The following is a 13,135-nucleotide window of genomic DNA, read 5'->3' on the forward strand; positions in this document are numbered from 1 at the left end:
CGCGGCCGGGTCGAGGCGCGCCGCGCGCGGATCGCCGGCGCCGCGGGCGCCGACGTGGCGCTGCCCGACGATGACGGCGGCCGCCCGCGCGCCGGCCGCCAGATCGGCCGCTTCCGCATCGGCGCCCCGGCGCCGCAGGCCGACGACCGCGACAGCGATCCCGAGCCCGAGCTGGTCGACACGCTGCGCGACTATGCCGACGACGACCAGGCCCCCTCGCAGGACGAGATCGACGCCCGCATCAGCGACGCGATCACCGCCCGCGCCGCCGCGGCCGGTGGTGCCGGGCCCCTGGGGGCGCTGTCGGCGCTGACCGCGCGGCTCGGCCGCAACCGTCCGCCGGGCGATCCCGAGCCGGCCGATCCCGCCCCCTTCGGTGCCGAGCGCCAGCGCGTCGTCGTGCCGCCGGCGCGCAAGGCCGCCCCCTCGAAGCAGGCCCGCAGCGAGGCGGAGCCCAGCCTCGACTTCGACCGTCCCGCCTCGCACTACGAACGCCCGCCGCTCGCGCTGCTGGCCGCGCCCTCGACGGTGGAGCGCCATACGCTGCCCGAAGAGGCGCTGATGGAAAACGCCCGGATGCTGGAAGCGGTGCTCGACGACTACGGAGTGAAGGGCCAGATCACCGCCGTCCATCCGGGGCCGGTGGTCACGCTTTACGAACTGGAACCCGCGCCGGGGCTGAAGGCCAGCCGCGTGATCGGCCTGTCCGACGACATCGCGCGTTCCATGTCGGCCCTGTCGGCGCGCGTGTCCACCGTGCCGGGGCGGACCGTGATCGGGATCGAACTGCCGAACCAGCGCCGCGAGAAGGTCGTGCTGCGCGAGATCCTGGCCGCCCGCGCCTTCGGCGACACGTCGATGCCGCTGCCCCTGGCGCTCGGCAAGGACATCGGCGGCGAGCCGGTGGTGGCGAACCTCGCCAAGATGCCGCATCTCCTGATCGCCGGGACCACGGGCTCGGGCAAGTCCGTCGCCATCAACACGATGATCCTGTCGCTCCTCTACAAGCTCACGCCCGAGGAATGCCGGCTCATCATGATCGACCCCAAGATGCTGGAACTGTCCGTCTACGACGGCATCCCGCATCTTCTCAGCCCGGTCGTGACCGACCCCAAGAAGGCGGTCGTCGCGCTGAAATGGGTCGTGTCCGAGATGGAGGAACGCTACCGCAAGATGTCCAAGATGGGCGTCCGAAACATCGAGGGCTACAACGGCCGCGTCCGCGAGGCGCTGTCCAGGGGCGAGATGTTCCGCCGCACCATGCAGACCGGCTTCGACGAGGACACCGGCGAGCCCGTGTTCGAGACCGAGGAGTTCCAGCCCGAGGCGTTCCCCTACATCGTCGTCATCGTCGACGAGATGGCCGACCTGATGATGGTCGCGGGGAAGGAGATCGAGGCCTGCATCCAGCGTCTCGCCCAGATGGCGCGGGCGTCGGGCATCCACATCGTCATGGCGACGCAGCGCCCGTCGGTCGATGTCATCACCGGCACGATCAAGGCGAACTTCCCGACCCGGATCAGCTTCCAGGTCACGTCCAAGATCGACAGCCGCACGATCCTGGGCGAGCAGGGGGCCGAGCAGCTTCTGGGCATGGGCGACATGCTCTACATGGCGGGCGGCAGCCGCATCACCCGCGTCCACGGCCCGTTCGTGTCCGACGAGGAAGTCGAGGAGGTCGTCAACCATCTCAAGTCGTTCGGGCCGCCCAGCTACATGTCGGGCGTCGTGGACGGACCCGAGGACGAGGTCGCGTCCGACATCGACGCCGTGCTGGGCCTGGGCGGAGAGGGCGGGGACGCCGAGCTTTACGACATGGCGGTCCAGATCGTCGCCAAGGACCGCAAGTGCTCCACGAGCTACATCCAGCGCAAGCTGGCCATCGGCTACAACAAGGCCGCGCGCCTGGTCGAGCAGATGGAGGAGCAGGGCGTCGTGAGCTCCGCCAACCACGTCGGCAAGCGCGAGGTGCTGGTGCCGGAGGTCTGATGCCCCGCCGGCAGGTCCGTCCCCGGAAAGCGCGCCACGCCCCTTGCCGGATCGTGCCGGAACCGTGCGCGGCGATCGCGGACAGCGTGGCGCCGGGGTCCGGCCACGTTCGGCCGCCCGTCTTCGAGGTGGTGGCGCGGGGGCGTGGCGATGTCCGGTCGGGTCGGATCCGGGCCGCAGGACCAGCCCGGAACCCGCCGCACGATCTTTGTTAACACGACGGAAATAATCGGGACCATCGCCGGTCCTCAGGGTTGTCGCAGGGATGCCGTTGTCCGCATCTTCCCCATGCGAGGACCGAAACCATGTTCATGCGCGTCGATCAGCTTCAGACCGAACTTCCGCCCCCCACCCGCGCCGATCCGAACGCCGCCGCAGCCTTGCAGGAACTGCTCGGCGGCAAGTACGGCGAGATGTCCACTCTCGGGAACTACATGTTCCAGAGCTTCAACTTCCGATCCAAGTCGAAGCTGACGCCGTTCTACAACCTCGTTGCCGCCATCACCGCCGAGGAACTCGGCCATGTCGAGCTGGTCTCGCACGGCATCGCCATGCTGGCGAACGGTCCCGACAAGCCCGGCGCCGACCAGCGCCCCGGCGGCGATGTGTCGCGCGCCCCGGCCGAGGCCATGAAGGACATCCGTTCGGCCGCGTCGTTCTTTTCCCATGCGGGCGGCGCGGTGCCGGTGAACTCGAACTCCATGTCGTGGAACGTCGACATGGTCACGACCACGGGCAACGTGGTTTTCGATCTCCTGCACAACTTCCACCTGGAATGCGGCGCGCGCCTTCACAAGCTGCGGGTGTACGAATCGCTCACGCACGACAACGCCACCGGGCGCGAGGTCTGCAGCTACCTGCTGGTGCGCGGATCGGTCCACGCCCACGCCTATGCGCTCGCGCTGAAGAAGCTGACCGGCGTCGCGATCGAGCAGATGCTGCCCACCCCCAACATCCCGCTGGGCAAGATCCCCGAATGCCAGAAGTACCTGGTCGAGGGGTCGCACCGCCGCCTCTACACCTTCTCGCCGGGCGACTACCAGGCGATCCGCGGGATCTGGGAGGGCGAGCAGGCGCTGCCCGGCGATCCGCCCGGCCCTCTGGAAGTGGTGGAAGGCATGCCGGAAGGCGGCAAGATCCACGACCTGACGGGCGAGCCGAACGTCTTCACGCCCGACTATGCGCCCGAAGAGATGTTCGAGATTGCCGAGCAGCTGACCCGGAAGGCGATGCAGGGGGCGGGCTCGCTCTGATCCGGCCCCGCCGCTGACGAACATCTCTGGCGGACCCGGCGCAAAGCGCCGCCGGGTTCGCGCATGCATTGCCGAATGTGAATGGAACGGTTCGCTTTCTCGTGCTGTTGACGCCCTGCACGCTGGTCCATCCCGCCTGCGCGTCCCTGCCGATGACCGAAGCGCCTGAGCGCCGATGGCACGGAAGGGGCGTTCAGGACGGGGTGGCGTCAGGGCCTGGATGCCAGGGCGCATCCCGACCGCACCATCAACACCGGACGCGAGAGAGCACATGGCACAGAAACCCACCCCCGACGCCGGCAAGCGGAGCAATCCCGTCGCCGGGGCGTCGCTGCAGGCAGGCACCAACACCGACGCGACCGACGCGTCCTACCAGGACCAGCGCGGCAACGGCGGCGAGCTGCACCAGACCACGACCGACCGCGACGCCCGGATCACGACCAACCACGGCGTGCCGATCAGCGACAACCAGAACAGCCTCAAGGGCGGCTCGCGCGGGCCGACGCTGCTGGAAGATTTCGTCCTGCGAGAGAAGATCTTCCATTTCGACCACGAGCGCATCCCGGAGCGGATCGTCCACGCCCGCGGCTCGGGCGCGCACGGCACCTTCACCGTCACCCGCGCGATCCCGGAGCTGACCAGCGCGGCGCTGTTCCAGAAGGAAGGCACCACCTGCGACGTGTTCGTGCGCTTCTCGACCGTGGCCGGGTCCAAGGGCTCGAAGGATACCCCCCGCGACGTGCGCGGCTTCGCGGTGAAGCTGTACACGCCCGAGGGCAACTGGGATCTCGTCGGCAACAACATCCCGGTGTTCTTCATCCAGGACGCGATCAAGTTCCCCGACCTGGTCCATTCGGTGAAGCCCGAGGCCGACCGGATGATGCCGCAGGCCGCGTCGGCGCACGACACGTTCTGGGACTTCGCCTCGCTGATGCCGGAAAGCCAGCACATGATCATGTGGCTGATGTCCGACCGCGCCATCCCCCGCAGCTTCCGCATGATGGAAGGCTTCGGCGTCCACACCTTCCGCCTGATCAACGCCGAGGGTAAGGCGTCCTACGTCAAGTTCCACTGGAAGCCGAAGCTCGGCCTGCAATCGACCCTGTGGGACGAGGCCGTCAAGATCTCGGGCGCGGACCCCGACTACCTGCGCCGCGACCTGTGGGAAGCGATCGACCAGGGCGATTTCCCCGAATGGGACCTGGGCATCCAGGTCTTCGACGAGGCGTTCGCGGCCGCCCAGCCCTATGACGTGCTGGATGCGACCAAGATCATCCCGGAAGAGGACGTGCCGGTGCAGGTGATCGGCACCATGCAGCTGAACCGCAACCCCGACAACTTCTTCGCCGAGACGGAACAGGTCGCGTTCCTGCCCACCAACGTGCCGCCGGGAATCGACTTTTCCAACGACCCGCTGCTGCAGGGGCGCCTGTTCAGCTACATGGACACGCAGAAATCGCGCCTGGGCACGACCAACTTCCACCAGATCCCGATCAACGCGCCGCGCTGCCCGATGCACAACTTCCAGCGCGACGGGCTGATGCAGACGCAGGTGCCGAAGGGCCGCGCCAACTACGAGCCGAACTCGCTCGACCAGGCGGGCGAGGCGGCGGGGCCGCGCGTGGACGCCCAGCAGGGCTTCCGGACCATCGCGAAGATGACCGAGCTCGGCAACGAGCCGACGGAAAAGCTGCGGGTGCGGGCGGAAAGCTTCGCCGACCACTTCACCCAGGCGCGGCAATTCTACCGCTCGCAGACGGAAGCCGAGCAGGCGCACATCATCAACGCGCAGGTGTTCGAGCTGTCGAAGTGCGAGATGCCGCATGTCCGCATCCGGCAGATGTCGCAGCTTCGCAACATCGACGAGGACCTCGCCCGCCGGGTGGCCGACGGGCTGGGCATGGACCTGCCGGACGCCGCGCCTGCGGCAAAGCCCGCGCTGGACGTGGCTCCGTCCGACGCGCTGTCGATCCTGAAGAACCCCAACCGCAGCGCCGCGGGGCGCAAGCTCGGGATCCTCGTGACCGACGGGGCGGACGCATCGGCGGTCGAGGCGCTGAAATCGGCGGCCGAGGCGCAGGGCGCGGCCGTGATGATCGTGTCGCCCAAGGTCGGCGGGCCGAAGCTTGCCGGCGGCAAGCGGATGGCGGCGGATGCCCAGCTTGACGGCGCCCCCTCGGTCATCTTCGACGCGGTGGCGGTGGTCGCATCCGAGCAGGGCGCGGCCGACCTCGTCCGTCACAAGCCCGCGGTGGACTGGCTGTCGGACGCCTTCGCGCATCTCAAGGCGATCGCCCACACCTCCGAGGCGGTGCCGGTGCTGCAGAAGGCGGGCGTGGAGCAGGACGACTTCGTCGTGCCGGTGAGCGAGGCGGCCACGATCGTCGCGAACCTCTCCGAACGGAACTGGGCCCGCGAGAAGAAGACCTGGCTGCCAAAGTAAGCGGCGCGACGTAGGACAGGGGGCCGGTGCGCTGCGCCGGCCCCTTTCGCTTACGCGCGGCTTCGCTTACGCGCGGCGCGGCCGCATCAGCGCCTGCGCGACACCCATTGCGGCGCCCGTGATGAACCCGCCCAGGTGCGCCTGCCACGCGATCTGCGGCACCAGCAGCGCCAGCGCGACGTTGAGGACCAGCAGCGTCAGCGCCGACTGCGCCAGCGGCCCCATCGCCAGCCGCCGCCGCCGTGTCGCCACGTAGCCGCGCGCCAGCAGCGCCCCGGCCAGCCCGAAGATCGCGCCCGACGCCCCCACCATCACCGGCCCGTGCGGCGCCAGCACCCCCTGCGCCAGCCCCGCGCCGACCTGCGACACCGCATAGACGGCCAGCATCGCGTGTGCCGTCATGATCCGCGCGAGTTCCCGCAGCAGCTGCGCCAGCGCCACCATGTTCATGCCCAGATGCAGAAGCCCCGCGTGCAGGAACCCGTAGGTAGCGAACATCCCGACCGCCTGCCCCGGATAGATCCCGGTCCAGTGTCCCATGAGCTGCGGAAAGAACCCGCCCAGCAGGAACGCGCCCTGCCTGAGCGCCGGGTACCCGGCGAGCGTCGCGGCCGTCAGGACAAGCTCGATCAGGACGCAGGTCCCGATGATGATGCGAAAGGCGATCGGCATGGCGGAACCCCGGCTTTCGGCATGGATAAGCCCCGCGCACCTGAAACGCAAAGCGGTGGCCGGGCCGGGCGACAACGTCACTGGCCCGGGGCGGAGGGCGGGGTTATGGTTGCCCATCGCTTCGTCGGCAGGAACCCCGGGATGGATTGCGGATCGCTGGAGTTTCAGTCCGACATGGCCGGTTGGAACGCGGTATCCATCGCGACCCGCTACGTGACCGTGGTGACGTCGCCCGAAAGGCTGCGAACCCGCGCGGGCACCGGCGTTCCCGACGCGATGCGCGGCTATCTGCTGGACACCGTCAGGAATCCCGACGCGCGCCGCAGCGATGCGCCCCGGGAACTGCGCGGCGGCGGCCCGGTGTCGCTGCTGCGCGACCCGGTGACGCGCGAGCCGGCCCGGCTTCCGGACGGCAGGCTGCTGACGCTCGATCCGCCCGGGAAGGGGGCCGAGGTGCCCGGTCTCGGCACGATGGTCAGCTGGCGCGCCGATACCGGGGTGGAGCTTCAGGTGGGCGGCGGCCCCGAGCGCTTCATCGCCGCGCTGCAGGGGTCGTTCCCCGAGGTGAACGTCCTGCGGCTCGACTTCAACGCCGAAAGCGTCGACAACCCCGGCGTGACGGATGACTGGCGCGCCTTCGCGGACCTTGCCGCGCAGGCGGGGCTGCGGCTGGTGATCCAGAACTCGGACGGCGACCTGGCGGAGGGGATGACGCGCGCGGAACGGGCGACGCTGGGCGCCGCGGACGCGCTGCGCGACGATGCCGCGGACAGCCGGATCGACGACGTGAGGAACGACTGGGACCGGATGCTGGGATGGTTCCGCCGGCCCGAGAACGCCCGGATCATGGACGCCGTCGCGGGGTGGGAACTGATCAACGAACCGATGGCCTATGGCAACAGCCCCGACGCGGGCGCGGTCTACAGCCAGCACATGGCCGACCTGATCGCCGCGCTGGACTGGGGGGGCAAGCGGATCTTCGTGGGCGGGCTGAATGCCTCGGCCCAGTTCGCGAACCTTGATCCGGACCTGATCCGGCAGGCGGCGGGCGACCGGCTGGTCTGGTCGGTCCACATGTACCCGGCCTGGGTCGTGGCGGACGTGCCCGATCCGGACGCCCGCACGTTCGCGGCGCAGCTCTGCAAGCGGATCGGCGACCTTGCGGGCTCGGGCGACGACATGATGGTCACGGAATCGCAGCTCTACACTGCCTCGGGGTCGCTGGACCCGGCGGCGGCCGGGGAACGCGCGGCCCAGAGCTTCAACATGGCGCGGCTGCTGCCGTGGTTCGCGGACCAGGGCATCGGCTGGACATGGTGGCCGCCCACCGGCCGCGCCTCGCAGCTTGTCCGCTGGAACGGCGCCCGCGACGGCTTCGAGACGATGGTCGAGTCCGCCGCCTTCGCCCACGCGGGCTGGGTCCGCGACGAGGTCCGGCCACCCCGCGCCGCGACGGAGCACTGGGGCGCCCCCGGCGCGGACGAGGTGGCGATCACCGGCCGGGGCGGGGACGCGCGCGACCACATCGCGGACGGGGTGTCGAACCCGCACGGGCTGTTCTTCGCGCTGGGGGGTGACGACCGGGTCACGGGGGGCGATCTGGCCGATCTTCTCTACGGCGGCGACGGGAGCGACGCGCTTGCGGGCGGCGGGGGCGACGACTGGCTGTTCGGGGGACGCGGCGCCGACACGCTGGACGGCGGCGAGGGCCGGGACGCGCTGATCGACCCGGAGGGCGCGAACGTCCTGTCGGGCGGCGACGGCGACGACCATCTGGAGGGCTCGGGCGCGCTGTCGGGCGGGGATGGCGACGATGTGCTGCTGGCGCTGGCGCCGCCCGCCGCCCTGGGCGATGCGCCCGCGACGCCCTCGACCCTCACGGGCGGCGAGGGCGCCGACAGGTTCCTGCCCGGCCCGCGCGGGGCGTTCACCATCACCGACTTCACCCCCGGCACCGACCGGCTGGACCTGTCCCTGCTCGCCCGTCCCGAAAACGCGCCGACCGTGAAGGTGCGGTTGCAAGACGGGTCGGCCACTCTGGCTTGGGAAGACCTGACGGTCGAGATGCCCGGCGCGGACGGCCTGACCGAGCGCGACATCGTCAACCCCGGCCCGCGGCGTGTCGTCGTGTCGGAAGGCTGAGGGGGCGCCATGCAGGACGCCACCGGCGCGGGGAAGGGCAGCGCAGGCACGATCCTCATCACCGGGGCGGCCGGGTTCATCGGCTTCCACCTCGCACAGGCGATGCTGGCGCAGGGCTGGCGCGTGGTCGGCATCGACAACCACAACAGCTACTACGACCCCGCGCTCAAGGCCGCGCGCGAGGCGCGGCTGACGCCCGACCCCCGCTACCGCCCCGTCCGCGGCGGGATCGAGGAGCCGGGCCTTCTGGCCCGGATCTTCGCCGAGGAACGCCCGGGCGCGGTCGTTCACCTGGCCGCGCAGGCGGGGGTGCGCCATTCCATCGACAACCCGCGCGCCTATGTGCAGGCAAACCTGATCGGCACGTTTGAACTGCTGGAAGCCGCCCGCGCCTGCCCGCCGCGGCACATGCTGCTCGCCTCGACCAGCAGCGCCTATGGCGCGAACACCGAGATGCCCTACCGCGAGACCGACAAGGCCGACAGCCAGATGTCGTTCTACGCCGCGACCAAGAAATCGACCGAGGCGATGGCGCATTCCTATGCCCATCTCTTTGCCCTGCCGATCACCGTGTTCCGGTTCTTCACCGTCTATGGGCCGTGGGGGCGGCCGGACATGGCGCCCTATCTGTTCACCAGCGCGATCCTCGAAGGGCGGCCGATCAGGGTCTTCAACCACGGCGACATGAAGCGGGACTTCACCTTCGTCACCGACCTCGTCCGCGCGATCGGGCTGCTCGTCGGCGCGGTGCCGGGGACCGATCCGGCGGGCGAGTTCGACAGCCTGTCGCCGGTCGCGCCGTTCCGGGTCGTCAACATCGGCAACGGCGCGCCGGTGCAGCTGATGGACTTCATCGCCGCGATCGAGACGGCGACGGGACGCAGGGCGGACAGGCAGATGCTGCCGATGCAGCCGGGCGACGTGCCCGCGACCTGGGCCGACACGACGCTGCTGCGCGCGCTGTCCGGGTATGCCCCGCAGACGAACCTTCAGGACGGCGTCGCGGCCTACGTGGACTGGTTCAGAAGCTTCTACGGGACAGACTAGGCGCGGCTGTCCAGCGCGTCCGGCACGACCAGCCGCGTGCCGGGCGCCGCGCGCGCGGCGATCCACCGCAGATGCGGGCGCGCGAAGGCGATGCAGCCCGCCGTGGGCGCGCCCGGCCGGCGCCACTGGTGCAGGAAGATCGCCGATCCCGCCCCCGGCTGCGCGCGGGGCCAGTTCCAGTCGGTGACCAGCACCAGGTCGTAGAGCGGATCTGCCCGGCGCAGCCGTTCGTGGCTGTGCGGATAGGGCGCGCGGACATGGTGGTTGTAGTTGCGGTCGCCGGGCGCGTCGGACCACAGGTCGCCCGGCCCGATCGGTTCCGCCCAGGGGGCGGGGCGGCGCAGCCGGTCGGGGCGATACAGCAGGCCGACGATGCGGTGGACGCCGGCGGGGGTCGCGCCGTCGCCCTCGCGCTTGTCGCGTCGGACGCCGCCGCGGCCGATGGTGCAGGGCCACAGCCGCCCCGCGAAGCGCAGCCCCTCGCGGGTCAGGACCATGTCGGCCGCGCTCACAGCAGGTGCCCCGACTTCTCGGCCTTGACGGCCAGGTAGCCGTCGTTGAAGCGGTTGCGGCCGACCACCAGCGGCACCCTTTCCGTCACGGCGATCCCGTGGTCCTGCATCATCGCCACCTTGCGCGGGTTGTTCGTCAGCAGCCGCACCTCGCCGAACCCCATCTTCCGCAGCATCGCGGCGCCGATGCGGAAGTCGCGCTCGTCATCCTCGAACCCCAGCCGGTGGTTCGCCTCGACGGTGTCGAAGCCCTGGTTCTGAAGCCCGTAGGCGCGCATCTTGTTGGCCAGCCCGATGCCGCGCCCCTCCTGGTTGAGGTACAGCAGCACGCCCGCGCCTTCCTCGCCCATCGCGCCCAGCGCGGCGTGAAGCTGGGGGCCGCAGTCGCATTTCAGGCTGCCCAGCACGTCGCCGGTGAAGCAGGCCGAATGCAGCCGCGCGAGCACCGGGCGGTCGCGGGGCGGGGCGCCGATCTCGACCGCGTAGTGTTCGGCGCCGCCGTCGGCGGGGCGGTAGATGTGCAGCTTGCTGTCGTGCGACGACGCCAGCGGCAGCCGCGCCGCCGCGACCGGGGCCAGCGCCGCTTCCGCCGCCAGCTGCGCCAGCAGCGGCCCTGCCGGCAATGCCGTCAGCCCCTTGGGGGCTGCGTCCACCGGCACCATGACCAGCGCCGGCAGGAGCTGCGCCGACTTGGCGAGGCCCAGCGCGGCGCGGTGCGGGGTCACGTCGCCGCCGCGGTCGGTGAAGAACGGCCCCTTCAGCGGCGACATCAGGTCCGCCGAGGGATCGGCCACCGACCGCAGCCATTCGACACCGGCGCCGTCGTCCAGCCGCACCCGCGCCAGGTCGCCGTCATAGGCGCGCGCCTTCAGCGTCTCGGCCCGGCGCGCGGTGATCGCCAGCACCGCCGGGCCCGCGGCCCTGAGCGCGGCGAGCCGGTCCGCCGACAGCGTTTCCACCGCCGCCGCCAGGTGCCCGCCGACCACGACCGGCAGCCCGACCCGCAGGTCGGACCGCGCCCGCGCGGCGCTTTCGGCGAGGGTGGGAAGCAGGCTCATCGGCAAATTTCCTGAAACATTCCGTAACATAACCGGCCGTGGGGACAACTGCATGTGAGAAATGTGGCAACCCGCTGGACCGCAGGTGTGGCCGTGCGCACCTTCCCGCCAACGCGATTTGCCGCGCGATAGCCGATGGAGGAACAGATGGCTGGTCTGAAGAAGATCCTGCTGGTGGACGACGAGGAGGACCTGCGCGAGGCGCTGGCCGAGCAGCTGGTCGAGACCGAGGATTTCGACGTGTTCGAAGCCGGCTCCGGCGCCGAGGCGGTGGAAAAGACCAAGGGCGCGATCTTCGACCTGGTGGTCCTGGACGTGGGCCTGCCCGACACCGACGGCCGCGAGCTGTGCAAGCGGCTGCGCAAGCAGGGGGTGAAATGCCCGGTCGTCATGCTGACGGGGCACGACACCGACGCCGACACGATCCTGGGACTGGACAGCGGCGCCAACGACTACATCACCAAGCCGTTCAAGTTCCCGGTCCTGCTGGCCCGGCTGCGGGCGCAGCTTCGCACGCACGAACAGTCCGAGGACGCGATCTTCCAGCTCGGGCCCTACACCTTCAAGCCGTCGATGAAGATGCTGATCGACGGCAAGGACCGCAAGATCCGCCTGACCGAGAAGGAAACCAACATCCTCAAGTTCCTGTACCGCGCGCAGGACGGGGTGGTGCCGCGCGACGTGCTGCTGCACGAGGTCTGGGGCTACAACGCGGGCGTGACCACGCACACGCTGGAAACCCACATCTACCGCCTGCGCCAGAAGATCGAGCCCGATCCCTCGAACGCGCGGCTTCTGGTCACGGAAAGCGGCGGCTACCGGCTGGTGTCGTGACGCAGCGTTAAAAGCGGCGCGCGCGGGAACCGCGGGACAACCTGCGGGTTATCACCGCGAAGCCCAGTGGCCGGGGATGCGGCCACGCTCTTCTCTCTCCCTCCCCATGCGTTTGGGTCCCGGTCTTCCGGGACCCTTTCGCGTTTCAGGGGCCGGGATGCTGCCCGCATCGGCCTTTGCGTCCGGCGGGCGGCGCCGCTATCTAGGTGGCGGCATTTGACGAGGCGGGGTGGATCATGGCGCACAGGGTGTTCATCGACGGCGAGGCGGGCACGACCGGGCTGCAGATCCGCGAGCGGCTGCAGGCGCGATCCGACGTGACGCTGGTGCAGGTCGATCCCGCGCGCCGCAAGGACCCTGCCGCCCGGCGCGCGGCGATGGAACAGGCGGACGTCGCCATCCTGTGCCTGCCCGACGCCGCCGCGCGCGAGGCGGTGGCGCTGGCCCAGGGCCTGCCCGTCCGGATCATCGACGCCTCGACCGCCCACCGGGTCGCCGACGGCTGGACCTACGGCTTCGCCGAACTGAACCATGCCGCGCGCGACCGGGTCGCGGGGGCGCGGCTGGTCGCCAACCCCGGCTGCTACGCGACGGGCGCGATCGCCCTGGCGGCGCCGCTGGTCGCGGCCGGGCTGGTCGCGGCGGACGAGCCGCTCAGCATCAACGCCGTCAGCGGCTACACCGGCGGCGGCAAGGAACTGATCGCCGAATACGAGAACGGCGCCGCGCCCGACTTCTTCGTCTACGGGCTGGGGCAGGCGCACAAGCACCTGCCCGAGATCATGCACCACGCCGGCCTGTCGGCGCGGCCGGTCTTCGCGCCCTCAGTCGGGCGGTTCGCGCAGGGGATGGCGGTGCAGATCCCGCTGCACCTGAACGGCCGCCGCATCGCGGACCTGCGCGACGCGCTGTCGGCCCACTACGACGGCGCGCAGTTCGTGCAGGTGGTCGACGCAGCCCCGCGCATCGTGCCGACGACGCTGAACGACACCAACATGATGGAGCTGTCGGTCCACGGCAGCGACGACAACGGCGTGGCGGTGCTGGTCGCGGTGCTGGACAACCTCGGCAAGGGCGCGTCTGGGGCGGCGGTCCAGAACCTGAACCTGATGATCGGCGCGGACGAGGCGGCGGGGCTGTAGGCCCCGCGCCCGCCGCAGGCCCGCGCCCGCTGCCGGGCGGGGG

Annotated in this window: 10 protein-coding genes; 7 read left to right on the top strand and 3 right to left on the bottom strand. The window is 70.5% G+C overall.

Going from position 1 to position 13,135, the window contains the following annotated elements:
* The 3 genes from ELI80_RS12350 to ELI80_RS12360 all read left to right on the top strand — a co-directional run.
* Window positions 1-1,989 (top strand): DNA translocase FtsK (locus ELI80_RS12350; RefSeq protein WP_236641481.1); only part of this gene is annotated, 1,989 nt, incomplete at its 5' end.
* 305 nt (window positions 1,990-2,294) lie between these two features.
* On the top strand, window positions 2,295-3,242 hold the full coding sequence (locus tag ELI80_RS12355; protein ID WP_136652240.1) for a manganese catalase family protein: 948 nt from the start codon (window positions 2,295-2,297) through the stop codon (window positions 3,240-3,242).
* Between the two features lie 271 nt (window positions 3,243-3,513).
* A complete protein-coding gene (locus ELI80_RS12360; protein ID WP_136652241.1) occupies window positions 3,514-5,685 on the top strand; it encodes a catalase in 2,172 nt (723 codons plus the stop codon).
* A 66-nt stretch (window positions 5,686-5,751) separates the two neighbouring features.
* Here the strand turns inward: ELI80_RS12360 and ELI80_RS12365 are convergent, their stop codons facing one another.
* Window positions 5,752-6,357: a rhomboid family intramembrane serine protease gene (locus ELI80_RS12365; protein ID WP_161596468.1), complete on the bottom strand. Its 606-nt coding sequence runs from the start codon at window positions 6,355-6,357 to the stop codon at window positions 5,752-5,754.
* Window positions 6,358-6,462: 105 nt separating this feature from the next.
* Here ELI80_RS12365 and ELI80_RS12370 point away from each other — a divergent pair, with 105 nt between their 5' ends.
* Window positions 6,463-8,499, top strand: a complete 2,037-nt coding sequence (locus tag ELI80_RS12370; protein ID WP_161596469.1) for a cellulase family glycosylhydrolase — start codon at window positions 6,463-6,465, stop codon at window positions 8,497-8,499.
* 9 nt (window positions 8,500-8,508) lie between these two features.
* Window positions 8,509-9,546, top strand: coding sequence for an NAD-dependent epimerase/dehydratase family protein (locus tag ELI80_RS12375; RefSeq protein WP_136652244.1), 1,038 nt, complete (start codon window positions 8,509-8,511; stop codon window positions 9,544-9,546).
* On the opposite strand, the gene ELI80_RS12380 is transcribed toward ELI80_RS12375, so the two are convergent.
* Both ELI80_RS12380 and ribA read right to left on the bottom strand, forming a co-directional pair.
* Window positions 9,543-10,043 carry a L,D-transpeptidase family protein gene (locus ELI80_RS12380; RefSeq protein ID WP_136652268.1) on the bottom strand — a complete coding sequence of 167 codons (501 nt, stop codon included), beginning with the start codon at window positions 10,041-10,043 and terminating at the stop codon, window positions 9,543-9,545. The two genes, ELI80_RS12375 and ELI80_RS12380, sit on opposite strands and share 4 nt — an antisense overlap.
* Before the next feature lie 11 nt (window positions 10,044-10,054).
* Window positions 10,055-11,116 (bottom strand): GTP cyclohydrolase II, encoded by a 1,062-nt coding sequence (gene ribA, locus ELI80_RS12385; protein ID WP_136652245.1) that lies wholly within the window; start codon window positions 11,114-11,116, stop codon window positions 10,055-10,057.
* 147 nt (window positions 11,117-11,263) lie between these two features.
* On the opposite strand from ribA, the gene ELI80_RS12390 reads away from it, so the two are divergent.
* Window positions 11,264-11,950, top strand: coding sequence for a response regulator transcription factor (locus tag ELI80_RS12390; protein ID WP_136652246.1), 687 nt, complete (start codon window positions 11,264-11,266; stop codon window positions 11,948-11,950).
* A 236-nt stretch (window positions 11,951-12,186) separates the two neighbouring features.
* Window positions 12,187-13,092 (top strand): N-acetyl-gamma-glutamyl-phosphate reductase, encoded by a 906-nt coding sequence (gene argC / locus ELI80_RS12395; protein ID WP_136652247.1) that lies wholly within the window; start codon window positions 12,187-12,189, stop codon window positions 13,090-13,092.
* Window positions 13,093-13,135 lie beyond the last annotated feature (43 nt).

Origin of the sequence: Paracoccus aeridis (assembly GCF_004923205.2) — a bacterium.
Taxonomy (GTDB): domain Bacteria; phylum Pseudomonadota; class Alphaproteobacteria; order Rhodobacterales; family Rhodobacteraceae; genus Paracoccus; species Paracoccus aeridis.